The following is a 16,080-nucleotide window of genomic DNA, read 5'->3' as shown; positions in this document are numbered from 1 at the left end:
AATTTGGAGGACTGCCGTGGGCTCGCTGAAGATCGAAAACGTGAAGAAGGCTTTCGGCCCGGTCGAGGTGCTGAAGGGCATCGATCTCGAAGTGACGGATGGCGAATTCGTCGTCTTCGTCGGCCCCTCGGGCTGCGGCAAGTCGACTTTGCTGAGGGTGATCGCCGGGCTGGAGGATTCGACCTCGGGCCGGGTGGTCATCGATGGCGCGGATGTCTCGGCCACGCCGCCGGCCAAGCGCGGCATCGCCATGGTGTTCCAGACCTATGCGCTCTATCCGCACCTGACGGTGAAGAACAATATGGGCCTTGGCCTCAAGCAGGCCGGCACGCCGGCGCCCGAGATCGAGCGCCGCATCGGCATCGCCTCGTCCATGCTGTCGCTTGAGCCCTATCTGGAAAGGCGTCCCGCGGAACTCTCCGGCGGCCAGCGCCAGCGCGTCGCCATCGGCCGCGCCGTGGTGCGCGAGCCAAAGCTGTTCCTGTTCGACGAGCCTTTGTCCAATCTCGACGCGGCACTGCGCGTCAACACGCGGTTGGAAATCGCGCAGCTGCATCGCCGCCTCAAGGCGACGATGATCTACGTCACCCACGACCAGGTCGAGGCGATGACGCTGGCAGACAAGATCGTGGTGCTCAATGCCGGGAAAATCGAGCAGATCGGCGGACCGATGGAACTCTACAATTCGCCGGCGAACGAATTTGTCGCGGGCTTCATCGGCTCGCCGAAGATGAACTTCATCGACGGCGCCAGGCTTGGGGAAACCGCCAAGAGCATCGGCGTGCGGCCGGAGCATCTGACTGTCGACCCGAAATCCGGCGCCTGGAAAGGCACGGTCGTGCATGCCGAGCACCTCGGCGCCGACACCAATCTCTATCTCGACTGTGAGAAGGCCGGGCTGATCACCGTGCGCATTTTCGGTGTTTATGACGCCGAGCCGGGGGCGACACTTTATGCAACGCCGGATCCGGCGAAGACCTATCGGTTTGGCGCGGATGGGAAGGTGCTGAAGTAGTATCGCAACATAGGTTGGCGCTGCCCCTCATCCGCCTGCCGGCACCTTCTCCCCGTATAGTGACGGGGAGAAGGAAGATAGCTCCAGCGCCGGCGATTGGCGAAAGCAGCAACGACAGCGTCCTTCTCCCCGTTTTACGGGGAGAAGATGGCGGCAGCCAGATGAGGGGCGGCGCGACTCGTGAAAGTTATGCGTCAGCCCTGAACGTCTGCTTCTGCTGGCCCAACCCTTCGATGCCCAGCTCCACCACGTCGCCGGCCTTCAAGAACACCGGCGGCTTCATGCCCAATCCAACGCCGGGCGGCGTGCCTGTCGAAATGATGTCGCCAGGATGCAGCGACATGAACTGGCTGAGATAGGACACAAGATAGGCGACGCCGTAGACCATGGTCTTCGTCGAGCCGTTCTGCATGGTCTTGCCGTTGACGGTCAGCCACATCTTCAGGTTCTGCGGATCCGAGACCTCGTCCTTGGTCACCAGCCATGGGCCGGTCGGGCCGAACGTGTCGCAGCTCTTGCCCTTGGTCCATTGGCCCTGGCGCTCGGCCTGGAAGGCGCGCTCGGAGACATCGTGCGCGACGCAGTAGCCGGCGACATAATCGAGCGCATCGGCTTGGCTGACATATTTTGCCGTTTTGCCGATGACCACGCCGAGCTCGACCTCCCAGTCGGTCTTTTCCGAGCCGCGCGGGATCAGCACGTCATCGTCCGGTCCGACGATGGCCGAGCTGGCCTTCATGAAGATGATCGGCTCCGGCGGCACGGTGGCGCCGGTCTCGGCGGCGTGGTCGGAATAGTTGAGGCCGATGCAGATGAACTTGCCGGTGCCGGCAACGCAGGCACCGAGCCGCGGCTTGCCGGAAACCGCCGGCAGCGACTTTGCGTCGAGCTTGGACAGCATCTCCAGCGAGGCCGGGTGAAGCGTGGTGCCGGCAATGTCGGCGACATGGGCGGAGAGGTCGCGGATCGTCCCATCCGCATCGAGCAGGCCGGGACGTTCGCTCCCCACCTCGCCATAGCGCAGCAGTTTCATTTAGACCCTTCTCCTGGTTGCGGCCTCGCGGCCTTTTGCAAACTCTTCACCGAAACGAATGGCTCCCGTTTGGGAAGCCGGCGGACCGTACCACCGGCCTGATCCAGGGCAAGCGCGGACACCATATAGTGATCGCCGGTGAGCGGGATTTTCAGACTCCTCGATCCGGTCAGATCGACCAGCCACCATCGATATTGTAGGCCTGCCCGGATGTGTAGGTGGCGCCGGCCAGATAGACGGCCAGATCGGCGATTTCCTCCGGCGTGCCGAGCCGGCCCATCGGCTGGCGCGCGATGAAGGCGGCGCGCGCGGCTTCATAATCGCCCTGCGCGTGCATGCGATCCTGCAGCGACGGGCTCTCGACCGTACCGGGGCAGATGGCGTTGCAGCGTATGCCCTTGCCGACATAGTCGGCCGCGACTGCCTTGGTCAGGCCGATCACCGCAGCCTTGGTGACACCATAGGCGAAACGGTTCGGCACGCCCTTCTGCGAACTCGCCAGCGAGGCCATGTTGATGATCGACCCGTCGCCGCGCTCCAGCATGCCGGGCAGCACGGCGCGGATGGTGCGGATCATGGCGCGGACGTTGAGGTTGAGAGCGAAATCGAGATCGCTGTCCTTCATCTCCAGGATCGAGCCGGAGTGGACGAAACCGGCGCAGTTGAACAGCACGTCGACGCGGCCGATCCCGGCGAAGGCGGTGTTGACCGCCTCGTCATTGAGCACGTCGACCTTGCGTGTCTTGATCCCGGCAGTCTTGGCGAGTTCCGCCAGCAGCGTTTCGTTGATGTCGGTGGCATGGACGGTAGCTCCTGCCTTGGCGAAGGCGAGCGCGCTTGCCTTGCCGATGCCTTGCGCCGCTGCCGTGATGACGACGACCTTGCCTGCCAGATCCGCCATGCTGTTCTCCTCCTGGGTTAACTGCCTTTATCGGCGGCCTGCGAAGGCGTCATGTGCCAGTCACAGGCCATGATGTGGCCTGCTCTGTCAGTTCACAGATAAAGATGTTTTTTCTCGTTAAAGAACATAAGCCCGAGCGTCAAGCCCGAACCCGATCTCCATTGTGACAGCATGGAACGTCAGTCGCCGTAGGGCACCCAGACGTTCTTCACCTCGACGGCGCGGCGCAGCAAAGCATCGCCAGCGGCTTCTTCCGAGGCCCAGTCGAGGCTACGGCCATTGCCGCTCCAGATACGTTTGAGGTTGCCGACGGACTCGACCTCCGCCTTGGCGCAGGTGTCGGCATCGGCGAACAGCCAGAGCCCATCGACATCGTCATGCTTGGCCAGCACGCCGGCAAGTTCGGCCGTGCGGCCGGTGACGATGTTGATGGCGCCGGCAGGCACGTCGGAATATTCGATGACCTGATACAAGTCGGTGGCGAGCAGCGGATGGCGCTCCGAAGGCACCGCGACCACCGTGTTGCCCATTGCCAGCGCCGGCGCGACCAGCGAGATGAACCCGAGCAGCGGCTGATTGTCGGGCGCGACGATGCCGACGACGCCAACCGGCTCATGCAATGCCAGCGTCACCGCCCGTGCCGGCGGCTGGTGCACGCGCCCCTCAAACTTGTCGGCAAGTCCGGCATAGAGGAACAACCGCTCGATCGACTGGTCGACCTCCTCGCGTGCCGCCTTGGCGGTCGCGCCCGTGAGCTGGACGAGGCGTGAAGCGAATTCCTCCGCCCGGCCGGAGAGGTTTTCCGCCAGATAGTAGAGCACCTGTGAGCGGTTGTAGGCGGTCGCCTCCGGCCAGCTCTTGCAGGCCCGCGCCGCGGAGACGGCATCGCGTATATCCTTGCGGTTGCCCAAGCCGACTTCGCCGGCAAGCTTGCCCTTGGCGGTGACAACCGCCAGCGAGTAGTTGCCGTCCGGCCGGACCTGTTTGCCGCCGATGAACAGCTTTGCCGTCCGGTCGATTGCTGTGCCATCGGCCTGCTCGACCGGTTGTGTCGAGGCTGCCGCCGGCTTGATGACCGGGCCAAGCGGCAGCTTTGCCGTGAGATATTCGAACATGCCTTCGCGCCCGCCCTCGCGGCCGAAACCGCTCTCGCGGTAGCCGCCGAAGCCGCAGGCGGCGTCGAACATATTGGTGCCGTTGACCCAGACGACACCCGCTTTCAATTGCGGCGCGACGTGCAAGGCAAGATTGACGTTTTCGCTCCACACCGAAGCGGCAAGGCCATAGCGGGTGTTGTTGGCGAGCTCGATCGCTTCCTCGGTGTTGCGGAACGTCATGGTCGCCAGAACGGGGCCGAACACTTCTTCCTGGGCGAGAATATTAGCCGGCGAAACGCCGGTAGCGAGGGTCGGCAGATGGTAATAGCCGGATGAGGGCAGCGCCGCATCCGGCTGCCAGCAGACCGCCCCCTGTTTTGCGCCCTCGGCGACCAGGCCCTTGACGCGATCGAGCTGCGTCAGATCGACCAGCGGGCCGATATCGGTGTTCTTGTCCAGTGGGCTGCCGACGCGCAGCCGGCTCATCCTGACCTTGACCTTGGCGATGAAGGCGTCGGCGATGCCCTCCTGCACCAGCAGCCGCGAACCGGCGCAGCAGACCTGTCCCTGGTTGAACCAGATGCCGTCGACCAGACCTTCGACGGCGCTGTCGAGATCGGCATCCTCGAACACGATGAAGGCCGACTTGCCGCCAAGCTCCAGCGACAGCTTCTTGCCCGAGCCGGCGGTAGCCTTGCGTATGATCTTGCCGACTTCCGAAGACCCGGTGAAGGCGATCTTCTGGATGCCGGGGTGGTTGACGATGGCCGCACCCGCTTCCGGGCCGCCCTGCACGATGTTGACGACGCCTTTCGGCACGCCGGCGCGTTCGCAGATTTCGGCGAACAGGATGGCGGTCAGCGGCGTGAATTCGGCCGGCTTCAGCACCACGGTGCAGCCGGCGGCCAGCGCCGGCGCGATCTTCCAGGCCAGCATCAGCAGCGGAAAGTTCCAAGGGATGATCTGGCCGACGATGCCGACGCCCTTGTGGCCGGGGAAATCCTTGTCCAGCGCCTGCGCCCAGCCGGCGTGATGGATGAAGTGGCGGATCGCCAATGGCACATCGATGTCGCGGCTCTCGCGGATCGGCTTGCCATTGTCGATTGTCTCCAGCACCGCGAACAGGCGCTGGTGGCGCTGCATGGCGCGGCCGATGGCATAGAGCACTTTTGCCCTGGCATAGCCCGAGGAGGCCGACCATTTCGGCAGCGCCTTGGTGGCCGCCGCGACCGCGGCGTCGATGTCGGCGGCTCCGGCATCCGAGACCTTGGCCAGCAGCTTGCCGGAAGACGGTTCGCTGGTCTCGAAGGTCTGGCCGCCGCCAGCCGCCTTCCAGGAGCCGTCGATGAACAATGCCTTGGAAAAATCGCGCGCGGCAAGCCAGGCGTCGGCCTCGTTGCGGGCTTCCGGCGCCGGACCGTATTCCATGGCGTGATAGCGTTCGAGAATGTTCATGGGGCCCTCCAGATAATTGCCTCGGCAAGCGCTCTGTCGCGCCCCCCTCTGTCCTGCCGGACATCTCCCCCACAAGGGGGGAGATTGGCAGTTTCAGCGTGTCGCTGCCCTTGCGACGTTGAAAATGGACGAAAACAAGGAAGCGCGTGATCTCCCCCCGTGTGGGGGAGATGTCCGGTAGGACAGAGGGGGGCGCCGTAGGGCTCCACGTTCGAGCCCTGACTCAAGCCATCGCGTGGCGATGATTGGCCGAATAGTGCCCGGTCAGGTGATGCTCGAGCTGCCGCTCGATGTCTGTCAGCAGGCTCGAGGCGCCGAAGCGGAATAGCTCCGGTTCCAGCCATGGCCGGCCGAGTTCTTCCTTCATCAGCACCAGCCAGTCGAGCGACACCTTGGCGGTAGAAATGCCGCCGGCCGGCTTGAAGCCGATGAGATAGCCGGTCTCCTCGAAATAAGCCCTGATGGCGCGCACCATGGCAAGGCCGACGGGCAGCGTGGCGTTGACGCTTTCCTTGCCGGTCGAGGTCTTGATGAAATCGGCGCCCGCCATCATCGCCACCATAGAGGCCAGCATCACATTCCGCAGCGTGGCGAGGTCGCCGGTGCCGAGAATGACCTTCAGATGCGCATCGCCGCAGGCAGCGCGCATCGAGACGATCTCGTTGTAGAGCTCGCGCCATTTGGCCCCGAACACCAGGCCGCGCGGGATGACGACATCGATCTCGTCGGCGCCGTCGCGCACCGAGGCCTCGATCTCCTGGAGGCGGGTCGACAGTGGCGCAAGACCATGCGGGAAGGCGGTGGAGACGGCGGCGACATGGATGCCGGTGCCGCGCACGGCGTCGACCGCGGTGGCGACGAATGGATGATACACGCAGACGGCGGCCGGGCGGATGGGTTCGCCCGCAATGCCCAGGCCCTCGGCGATGTCGCGGCGCAGCGGATTGATCGCTTTGGCGCAAAGCCGGCGCACGCGCTCTTCCGTGTCGTTCGAGTTGAGCGTCGTCAGGTCCATGCAGGCTATCGCCCGCAGCAGCCAGGCCGCCTGGTTGTCGGCCTTGATCGAGCGCCGCTTGGTCAGGCTGGCGACGCGCCGTTCCAGCGCCGAGCGGTTGACGCTGCGCACCGACTCCAGAAAGCCGAGGTCGAGCTTCATGCCGGGATTGCGCGCGATGCGATGATCCAGCGGGAGGGCGGTGTTGGCGGCGGCGCGCGCCGGCAGCGGCATCACCTTGGCCTCGGCCTCGCGGATTGTGCTGCTCATCTCCTGCCCTTTCACTCAGCGACTGCGCCTATGTCTTGGTGTGTATCGTCTTCCCAAACCGCTCGGCACTTTTGGGCGACACGCACGAAGATAGCCCGCGAAGCCGCGCTTCACGAGTCCTCAAGCGAGGGTAGCTGAAAAAGGCCGCGAAAGCAGCTAATTTTTGACCAGAAGGTCAAAAGCTCGATCGCCGGAGAAGAGCAGGCCTCAGCCGACGAAGGCGCGCTCGACGACAAAAGTCGAGGGATGGCTGAGCGAGCCTTCCTGGAAACCGAGGCTCTCGGCCATCTCCTTGACGTCCTTGAGCATATGCATCGAGCCGCAGATCATGATGCGGTCGGTCTCGGGATTGAGCTTCTCTATGCCGAGGTCGGCGTAGAATTTGCCGGAGCCGATGAGCGCGGTGATACGGCCCATGCGCGCCGACTCCTCGCGGGTCGTGGAGTTGTAGAGCGTGACACGGCCGCCGGTCAGTTCGCCGATCAGCGGGTCGCTTTCGAGCGCCGCCACCAGTTCCTGGCCATAGGTCAGCTCGGCATTGTCACGGCAGGTGTGGGTCAGGACCAGCTGCTCGAATTTTTCATAAGTGTCAGGGTCACGCAGCAGGCTGGCGAAGGGCGCGATGCCGGTGCCGGTGGAGATCATGAACAGCCGCTTGGCCGGCGTCAGCGCGTCGACCACCAGCGTGCCGGTCGACTTCTGGCGCATGATGACGGTGTCGCCGACCTGGATCTTCTGCAACTCCGAGGTCAGGGGGCCGTCCGGTACCTTGATGGAAAAGAATTCCAGCTCTTCGTCCCAGGCCGGGCTGGCCACCGAATAGGCGCGGAACACCGGCTTCTCGGCATTGGGCAGGCCGATCATGACGAATTCGCCGGAACGGAAGCGCAGCGACTGCGGACGGGTGATGCGGAACGAGAACAGCCGGTCGGTGTAGTGCTTCACCGAGACCACGGTTTCGGCATAGACATTGGCTGGAATCGGAAATTGCAGCGGGCGAGCGCCGGCGGTGTTGAACGCGGATGTGGTGTTCATCAAATCCAACCTTCTGGCCCAACTCACGAACGCGGGCGCCAAACCTTATTCCTGCGCGCCCGGACCGTTCAGGTTCCGGCGTGCTGCTCGCACACTCCAAAGCGGTAAGCTCTTGTGTCCGGAATTTATTAGTATACAAACGATATTTGCGTCAAGATGCCGCCGTAAAACACCTTTCCAAACTGTGACATATCCGTAGTCCCAGCATTTCGGGTTTCGACAATGAAAGAGAATTTTTCGGTGCAGCCGCCGGATTCCCTGGGCAGTGTCGTCGCCGGCATCGACGTCGGCGGAACCTTCACCGATCTGCTTCTGATTGATGGCAAGGATGGCGGGCGGGTACATATCGCCAAGACGCCCACGACCGTCGACAACCAGGCCTTCGGCGTCGTTTCGGCGCTCGATACCACCGGCTTTCCGATCGACGGCATCGATCTTATCGTGCATGGCACGACGACAACCACCAACGCGGTGCTCGAACGCCGGCTGGCGAAGACCGGCATGATCACCACGCGCGGCTTTCGCGACGTGATCGAGCTCGGCCGGCGCACGCGGCCGCAGCCCTATGGCATGACCGGCACCTTTGTTCCGGTCATCCCGCGCAACCTGCGGCTCGAAGTGTCCGAGCGCGTCGAGGCGTCGGGAGCGGTACGCATGCCACTCGACGAAGCCGAAATGCGCGAGGCGGTGAAGGCGCTGATCGATGCCGGCTGCGAATCCCTGGTCATCCACTTCCTGCATTCCTACGCTAACCCTTCGCACGAGCGGCGCGCCGCCGAGATCGCCGCCGAACTCTGGCCGAACGACTACATCACCGCGGGTCATGCGCTGCTGTCGGAAGCGCGCGAATTCGAGCGCGGCGTCACCGCCTCGGTCAACGCTTCGGTGCAGCCGATCCTCGAGCGCTATGTCGAGCGGCTACGTAAGGAGTTGGCTGATAAGGGCTATGCTCGCGATTTCCTGATCATGAACGGCAATGGCGGTATGATCTCGGCCCGCTTCGTCACACGTGAATCGGCCAAGACCGTGATGTCCGGGCCGGCCTCGGGCGTCATCGCCGCCGCCTATACGGGCAAGCGCGCCGGCTTCGAAAACCTCGTCACCTACGACATGGGCGGCACCTCGACCGACGTGGCGCTGATCCGCAACGCCGAACCGGCGGTTTCGAACGAGATCGAGATCGAATACGCCATGCCCATCCATGTGCCGATGGTGGCGGTGCACACGGTCGGCGCCGGCGGCGGCTCGATCGCGCGCGTCGACGCGGCAGGCCTGATCCAGATCGGCCCGGAAAGTGCCGGCGCCAATCCCGGCCCGATCTGCTACGGCCGCGGCGGCCTGGAGCCGACCATCACCGACGCCAATCTGGTGCTCGGCCGGCTGGCGTCGAAGAAGCTGCTTGCCGTCGACAATCCGGTCACATCAGAGCGTGTCACCGGCATTTTCGCCGACAGGATCGGCAAGGCGACGGGCTTGTCCGGCGTCGAAGCAGCCGGCGCGGTGCTCAGGCTCGGCAATATGAAGATGGCCGGCGCCATCCGCATGGTGTCGGTGTCGCGCGGTCACGATCCGCGCGATTTCGCGCTGTTCGCCTTCGGCGGCGCCGGCCCGCTGCACGCCACCGCTCTGGCGCGCGAACTTGGACTGCCCCGGGTGCTGGTGCCGGCTCGGCCGGGCATCACCAACGCGCTCGGCTGCGTTGTCGCGGACCTGCGCCACGATTTCGTCAACACCATCAACCAGCCGGTAGGCGTTTTGGAGGAAAGCCGCCTCCATCAGGTATTGGAACGGCATCGAAACGAAGGCGAGGAGCTGATCGCCAAGGAGGCGGTGAAACCGCAGACCATCCGCGTCACCCATTCCGCCGACATGCAGTTCGTCGGGCAGACCCACATCATCAACGTGCCGCTGCCGTCCTCGTCGGTGACCCGGCAGGAGCTGCAGGCGCTGTTCGAAAAGGCCTATTTCGCGCGCTTCAAGGTCGAGCTGCCGGAAATCCGCGCCAATCTGGTCAACTTGAACACCTCGGTGACGGGTGTCAGGCCGGCGATCGATCTGTCGCGGCTGATCGACCCCGCCGGGCGGGCAAAGACGCTCGACGAGGCCCGGCGCGAGATCCGGCCGGTCTGGTACAGCGGGCGCTGGCATGACACGCCCGTATACGCACGCGAAGAACTGCCGCTCGATGTGATCATCGAAGGGCCCGCGATCCTCGAACAGATGGACGCTACCACGGTGCTCGAACCCGGCGACCGTGCCCGCTCGGACGCCGACGGCAACATCATCATCGACATTGGCGAGGCCTGAGATGCAAAAGCTCGACGCCATCACGCTCTCGGTTCTCCAGGCAGCCCTGCAGCAGGTCTGCGATGAGATGGACCTGACCTTTTCCCGCGTCGCCTTCTCACCTGTCATCGCCGAGGCCAATGACCGCTCCGACGGCATCTATTCGGCCGTCGACGGCTCGCTGATCGCGCAAGGCAGCCAGGGCCTGCCGGTATTCGTCGGCGTCATGCAATATTCGACCAGGACGGTGATCGAGATGATCGCCGACGGCCGCTGCCTGGCCCCGGAGCCGGGCGATATCTACATCGTCAACGACCCGTATCTCGGCGGCACGCATCTGATGGACGTGCGCTTCGTCATGCCGGTCTACCGGGACGGCAAGATTTTCTGTTGGCTGTCCAACACCGGTCATTGGCCCGACATTGGCGGTTCGGTGCCCGGCGGCTTCTCGGCTTCGGCGACGGCGGTCGAGCAGGAAGGCTTGCGGCTGCCGCCGGTCAAACTGTTCAAGAAAGGCGTACTCGACCCGGAGATCTACGCCATCATCTGTTCGAACATCCGCGTCGCCGACCAGCGCATCGGCGACATCAGGGCGCAGGCTGCCGCACTGCTGATCGGCCAGGATCGGCTCAATGGAATTCTGGATCGTTACGGAGACGAAACCGTTGTCGAGGCGATCGCAGAACTGCGCCGCCGCGCCGCCGAGCAGATGCGCGCCAACATAGCGGCCATTCCCGACGGGACGTACCGCTCGAAGGCCTTCGTCGATTCCGACGGCGTGGTCAACGAGCCGCTGACCATCGCGCTCACCGTCGAGAAGAAGGACGACACCCTGACTTTCGATTTCGCCGGCTCGTCAAAGCCCTGCGCGGGGCCGATGAACAGCGTGCTGGCGACCACCTTGTCCTCGGTTTATCTCGCCATGCGCCATATCTTCCCCGATGTGCCGATCAGCGCCGGCGCCTTCGAGCCGCTCGAGGTCAAGCGGCCGGAGGGTACCTTCCTGGATGCCAGATATCCCCGCCCGGTCTCGGGCTGCGCCGCGGAAGTGTCGCAGCGCATCGCCGAGGCGGTGTTTGCGGCCATGGTGCAGGCGCTGCCCGACAAGGTAACGGCGGCGCCCGCCGGCTCCAGCGGCAATTTCGCGCTCGGCGGCAACGATCCGGCGCGCGGCCGCGACTATGTCATGTACCAGATCTCTGGTGGCGGCTATGGCGGCAATGCCGGCCATGACGGGCTGACCAATGGCTGCTCGACCATCGGCATCTCCAAGTCGCCGCCGGTCGAGATCATGGAGCAGGCCTTTCCGGTGCTTTACCGTCACTATGCGTTGCGCGAGGGCTCGGGCGGCGCCGGCAAACATCGCGGCGGCTTTGGCCTTGCCTACGAGGTCGAGATCCTGCGTGGAGAAGCCCGCGCCTCCTTTGTCATGGACCATGGCCGCTTCGGCCCGCAAGGCGCGCTCGGCGGCCGGGATGGCGAGCCCAACACGGTGGCCGTCATCCGCGACGGGAAGGAACATGTGCCGCCGCACCTCTCCAAGGAGCAGGACATCGCGCTCAAGGCCGGTGACCGCGTCCGCGTCGGTACGCCGGGTGGTGGCGGCTACGGCAATCCGCGCGAGCGCGATCCGGAACTGGTGGCTCAGGACGTCAGGCTTGGTTATTATACGGCTGAACAGGCCAGGGATTTGTTCGGCGCCGCATGAACTCGCTGGCGCCTTGTTCGACCCGGAGGAGTAAGGCCGCGGCCTGGTCCGGCTTGCTCGGAAATCGTTTTGGCCTCTCCTGCGGGTCCATGATATGATTTGCGAATGAAGTATCTTAATTCAAGAACCGGCCGCTCAGCCAAGACGGGTCATTTCGTGCTGACGAGAGCGCATGGCGAGAAAATCAGCGCTGTCGAAGGTATGAAGTTGTCGTCCCGCATGGCGAAAATACTCAACCATGGTGTGCGGCAAGGGTTGTCCGGTGACGAGCGGCGCTCGCTGATCAAAGAAGAAATCCGCAAAAAGAAATAGGCCTTTGGTCTACGCTGCCGAGTTCGATCCACTCTGCTACCCCGGCACGACCGTGCTTATAAATCTGCTTGATATCCGCGAGCAGGCAGAGCTCGATGAGGTCGAGCTCGCCTTGTTCCTGACTCGCGCGGACGAGCCCCTTCCGGCAGGCGAACTCGACTACCGTCACTATCTCCACCTGCATCGGCACCTGTTCCAAGACGTGTATGCTTAGGCCGGTCAGCCGCGCACCATCCGGATCGGCAAGGGTGGCAGCTGGTTTTGCTATCCCGAGCACATCGCCAGCGAGATGGTTCGGGTGTTCCGTGAACTTGGCGACCCCGACTCCTTGGCAGACCTAGACAGCCTCGGTTTTGCGAGGCACGTGGCCCACGTCGTTGCGGAGGTCAATGCCGTTCATCCTTTTCGCGAAGGCAACGGCCGTACCCAACTCACCTTCCTTGCAATGCTTGCTGAACATGCGGGCTTCACATTCAACGCCGATATCCTGGAGCGAGATCGCGTTATTCAGGCGATGATTGACAGCTTCGGTGGTTCCGAGGCGCCGCTTCAAACGCTTATCGAAGACATCATCGCGTAGCTCAGCCGCTCACCCCCTCCGGTCCAGCTTCGCCGCCAGCCGGTCGCCCACCCACTGGATGCCGCAGACCAGGATGATCAGCACGATCACCACGGCGATCATCACTGACGTCTCGAACCGCTGGTAGCCGTAGCGGATGGCGAGGTCTCCGAGGCCGCCGGCGCCGATCGCGCCGGCCATGGCGGAGGCGCCGACCAGCGTCACCAGCGTCACGGTGAAGCCCGCGACGATGCCTGGCAGCGCTTCCGGCACCAGCACCTCGCGGATGATCGTCCAGCGGTTGCCGCCCATGGCGCGCGCCGCCTCGATCAGGCCATGGTCCACCTCGCGCAGCGACACTTCGGCGATGCGCGCGTAGTAGGGCGTGGCGGCGATCGACAGCGGCACGATCGCCGCCCAGGTGCCGATCGAGGTACCGACGATCAGCCGCGTCACCGGGATCAGCGCCACCAAAAGGATGATGAACGGCACCGACCGGAAGCCGTTGATGACTGCGCCGAGCACGCGGTTGACCCACAGGCTTTCGGCGATGCCGCCGCGTTCGGTGGCGATCAAGGCGAGACCAAGCGGCAGGCCGAAAACCAGCGAGATGAGGCCGGAAGCGGCCGTCATCAGCACCGTCTCCCAGATCGACCGCAGCAGAAGCTCAAACAGGATCGGCGACATGGCCAAGCACCTCCACCCGCGCCTGGCGCGATTTCAGGAATGCGATAACTCGCGCGAGATGGCTTGCATCGCTGCCGGGGACAGACAGGAACAGTGTGCCCACCGGCTGCTGCTGGATATGGTCGATGCCGCCATGGACGAGGCGGAACGTGCCAGGCACGAGCGTCGCGAGATCGGACAAGAGCGGGCTTTGCGCGGCCTCCCCGGCCACATCCACGCGCAGGATCGTCTCCGCGCCGGTCGCGGGCAGCAGCCGGGCCAAGAGCTCGGCCGGCAGTTGCGGCCGGATGGCGCCAAGCAGGCTTTTCGTGATCGGCGACCGCGGCTCGGCAAACACCGACCAGACCGGGCCTTGCTCGACGAAGCGCCCGGCGTCGATCACCGCCACGCGGTCGCCGATCGAGCGGATCACCTCCATCTCATGGGTGATCAAAAGGATGGTCAGGCCAAGCTGCCGGTTGATGTCCCTCAGCAAGGCGAGGATGGACCGCGTCGTCTCCGGGTCAAGCGCGGAGGTGGCTTCATCCGACAACAGCAGCGCCGGCCGCGCGGCCAGCGCCCTGGCGATGCCGACGCGCTGCTTCTGTCCGCCCGACAGCGATGCCGGATACGCCTTTGCCTTCTCCGACAGGCCGACCAGTTCAAGCAGTTCGGCGGCGCGGCGCAGCCGCTCCGCCTTCGGGCGGCCCTCGATCTTGAGCGGCAGCGCCACATTGTCCTCGACGGTCTTGGCCGACAAAAGGTTGAAATGCTGGAAGATCATGCCGATGCGCCGCCGCAGCGGCTGCAGGTCGCGCTCGCCGAGCCGGCTGATCTCGCGGCCTTCGATGAAGACTTCACCGGAATCCGGCCGCTCCAGTCCGTTCAGGCAGCGGATCAGCGTCGATTTGCCGGCGCCGCTGCGTCCGATGATGCCGAGGATCTCCCCCTTGTGCGCCGTCAGCGAAATGCCGTCGAGTGCCGCCGTCGCGCCGAAGCGGCGCTTCAGGTCGACGAGCCGCACCACGTCTTGCGGCGGTGGGCCTGTGCCCTCCATGGCTTCTGCGGTTGCTGAGAAATGCTGGTTCATGCGCGGATCCCGAATACGATCGCGGCCCGCGCACCGCGCGGACCGCCTTCATGTCAAATGCACTAACAGCCTCAATAGGCGCTGAGGCCGGTGCCCTTGTAGACCTTGTCGAACTCGGCTTTCACCGCCTCGTTCTGGTAGGAGGCGACCAGCGTCTTCACCCAGGGCTCGTTCTCATTGCCAACCTTGACCGCGATGAAGTTGCGGTAGGGGTTGTCGGCGATAGGCTCCTGCGCGATACGGTTTTCCGGTGTCAGGCCGCTCTTCAGCGCCCAGTCGGTGTTGACCACGGCGGCATCGAGATCCTCGACGGAGCGGCCGACAATGCCGGCGTCAAGCTCCTTGATCTCGACCTTCTTCGGGTTTTCCGCGATGTCGGCGGTGGTGGCGAGAATGCCGGTGCCGTCCTTCAGTTTAATCACGCCCTCGTTCTGCAGCACGCGCAGCGCCCGGCCTTCATTGGAGGGATCGTTCGGCACGCCGATCACCGCGCCCTCGGGCAGGTCGGCGATCTTCGTATATTTCTTGGAGTAGAGGCCGATCGGCCAGACGCCGGTATAGCCGACGCGCACGATGTGGTAGCCCTGTGTCTTGATCTGGTTGTCGAGATAGGGCTGGTGCTGGAAGGCATTGGCGTCGATCTCGCCGCGTTCCAGCGCCTCATTGGGCTGGGTGTAATCGTTGAAGACCACGGTTTCGATGCTGAGGCCCTTTTGCGCCGCCTGGGCGACGACGACGCGCCAGACATCCTCGTCCTCGCCGCTGATGATGCCGACCTTGATCGCCTTCTTGTCCTCGGCGAACGAAGCGCTGGGCGCAATCAGCCCGGCGACCGCGACCGCCGAAGCGAAAAGCAAGCCAAGACCCGCGCGGCGGTTGAAATATGACGAGAGGGAAGACGACAAGGTGTTCCTGAAATCGGACATGATGGATCTCTGCGGTTGCGAAGTCACAAGCCGGGCGGAACGCCAAGCCTTGTCCAGATCATCAGAAACTCTAGGGATATTATCAAAGAACCGCGTTCCCGGTTCGCCCGGAAGCCCGGAATATTCTCTCAAAATTTTCTGAACGGCGAGCACGGTAGCCTAGCCGCCGCGCCAAACGGGCCGCAGCGCCGCGGTTGAGCTGACGAACGCACTTTCCCGTAGTGTCCCGGTTGCGATCTGGCCGGTCTGCTGGCGCATTCCGCTCTGAATCCCTATATGCCTAGAGGAAAGCACAGGAGATTTCATGATAGCCAAATACACAACCGCTGAAGAAATGGCTCAAACCGTAGGCGTTGAGCCGACAGCATTCCGTGAAGCGCTACGCAGTGCTAAGTTTCCCCGTAAACGCGGCACTGACTGGGAAGTGACAATCGGCGGCCCGGCATACTCAGGAATGCGTACCGTCCTAGCATCTCTCATACGGCGCAAGGCGGCCTGATTCCGACCGGTCCAAAAGGTCACATGTTCTTTTCAATCGCGCCGCTTTTCCATAGGAGTTTGGCTAGGATCGCGACAAGCGCGGCGTCTAATTTCAAACTGAGACACTACCCACTTTCCCGCTTGACTGCGTGGTGGCACGGAATAGTTTAGGCTGAAAATACCGGCCCTGATCGCCGGGCGGCAAGAATGCCTCGTATGCCTCGCCCTCCGGCGGTGGCTGCGGGGCATTGTT

General features: G+C 63.8%; 13 protein-coding genes and 1 pseudogene. 6 read left to right on the top strand and 8 right to left on the bottom strand.

The window, feature by feature from the left end; all coding sequences use genetic code 11:
• The first annotated feature begins 16 nt into the window (after positions 1 to 16).
• Entirely contained in the window at positions 17 to 1,015 is a 999-nt protein-coding gene (locus FJ443_RS01460) for an ABC transporter ATP-binding protein (RefSeq protein WP_140514224.1), read from the top strand.
• A 187-nt stretch (positions 1,016 to 1,202) separates the two neighbouring features.
• Here the strand turns inward: FJ443_RS01460 and FJ443_RS01455 are convergent, their stop codons facing one another.
• The 5 genes from FJ443_RS01455 to FJ443_RS01430 all read right to left on the bottom strand — a co-directional run bounded on the left by FJ443_RS01455 (position 1,203) and on the right by FJ443_RS01430 (position 7,800).
• Positions 1,203 to 2,048: a fumarylacetoacetate hydrolase family protein gene (locus FJ443_RS01455; protein WP_140514225.1), complete on the bottom strand. Its 846-nt coding sequence runs from the start codon at positions 2,046 to 2,048 to the stop codon at positions 1,203 to 1,205.
• A 169-nt stretch (positions 2,049 to 2,217) separates the two neighbouring features.
• Positions 2,218 to 2,949, bottom strand: a complete 732-nt coding sequence (locus FJ443_RS01450; protein WP_140491586.1) for an SDR family oxidoreductase — start codon at positions 2,947 to 2,949, stop codon at positions 2,218 to 2,220.
• A 179-nt stretch (positions 2,950 to 3,128) separates the two neighbouring features.
• Positions 3,129 to 5,501: an aldehyde dehydrogenase family protein gene (locus FJ443_RS01445; protein ID WP_140662497.1), complete on the bottom strand. Its 2,373-nt coding sequence runs from the start codon at positions 5,499 to 5,501 to the stop codon at positions 3,129 to 3,131.
• A gap of 223 nt (positions 5,502 to 5,724) precedes the next feature.
• Positions 5,725 to 6,765, bottom strand: coding sequence for a deoxyribose-phosphate aldolase (gene deoC / locus FJ443_RS01435; protein ID WP_140662495.1), 1,041 nt, complete (start codon positions 6,763 to 6,765; stop codon positions 5,725 to 5,727).
• Positions 6,766 to 6,972: 207 nt separating this feature from the next.
• Positions 6,973 to 7,800, bottom strand: coding sequence for a ferredoxin--NADP reductase (locus FJ443_RS01430; protein WP_140491577.1), 828 nt, complete (start codon positions 7,798 to 7,800; stop codon positions 6,973 to 6,975).
• Between the two features lie 222 nt (positions 7,801 to 8,022).
• On the opposite strand from FJ443_RS01430, the gene FJ443_RS01425 reads away from it, so the two are divergent.
• The 5 genes and pseudogenes from FJ443_RS01425 to FJ443_RS32020 all read left to right on the top strand — a co-directional run.
• Positions 8,023 to 10,107, top strand: coding sequence for a hydantoinase/oxoprolinase family protein (locus tag FJ443_RS01425; protein WP_140662493.1), 2,085 nt, complete (start codon positions 8,023 to 8,025; stop codon positions 10,105 to 10,107).
• Between the two features lies 1 nt (position 10,108).
• Entirely contained in the window at positions 10,109 to 11,794 is a 1,686-nt protein-coding gene (locus tag FJ443_RS01420; RefSeq protein ID WP_140662491.1) for a hydantoinase B/oxoprolinase family protein, read from the top strand.
• A gap of 105 nt (positions 11,795 to 11,899) precedes the next feature.
• On the top strand, positions 11,900 to 12,106 hold the full coding sequence (locus FJ443_RS01415) for a hypothetical protein (protein WP_140514236.1): 207 nt from the start codon (positions 11,900 to 11,902) through the stop codon (positions 12,104 to 12,106).
• Positions 12,107 to 12,110: 4 nt separating this feature from the next.
• A complete protein-coding gene (locus FJ443_RS32025) occupies positions 12,111 to 12,320 on the top strand; it encodes a hypothetical protein (protein ID WP_348641925.1) in 210 nt (69 codons plus the stop codon).
• Positions 12,321 to 12,335: 15 nt separating this feature from the next.
• Positions 12,336 to 12,686 (top strand): annotated as a pseudogene (locus FJ443_RS32020) (Fic family protein); the annotation flags it as partial.
• A gap of 9 nt (positions 12,687 to 12,695) precedes the next feature.
• Here the strand turns inward: FJ443_RS32020 and FJ443_RS01405 are convergent.
• The 3 genes from FJ443_RS01405 to FJ443_RS01395 form a co-directional block, all read right to left on the bottom strand.
• Complete coding sequence (locus FJ443_RS01405; protein ID WP_140662489.1) at positions 12,696 to 13,352, bottom strand: methionine ABC transporter permease; 657 nt, start codon at positions 13,350 to 13,352, stop codon at positions 12,696 to 12,698.
• On the bottom strand, positions 13,333 to 14,421 hold the full coding sequence (locus FJ443_RS01400) for a methionine ABC transporter ATP-binding protein (RefSeq protein WP_140662487.1): 1,089 nt from the start codon (positions 14,419 to 14,421) through the stop codon (positions 13,333 to 13,335). Before FJ443_RS01400 ends, FJ443_RS01405 begins: the two co-directional genes overlap by 20 nt.
• Positions 14,422 to 14,492: 71 nt before the next feature.
• Entirely contained in the window at positions 14,493 to 15,347 is an 855-nt protein-coding gene (locus FJ443_RS01395; protein WP_140491565.1) for a MetQ/NlpA family lipoprotein, read from the bottom strand.
• Positions 15,348 to 16,080 lie beyond the last annotated feature (733 nt).

The sequence above is a fragment of the Mesorhizobium sp. B2-6-1 genome (assembly GCF_006440475.1).
GTDB lineage: Bacteria > Pseudomonadota > Alphaproteobacteria > Rhizobiales > Rhizobiaceae > Mesorhizobium.
Note: the sequence above shows the minus strand (reverse complement) of the source record. Positions and strands in the feature narration are given on the sequence as shown.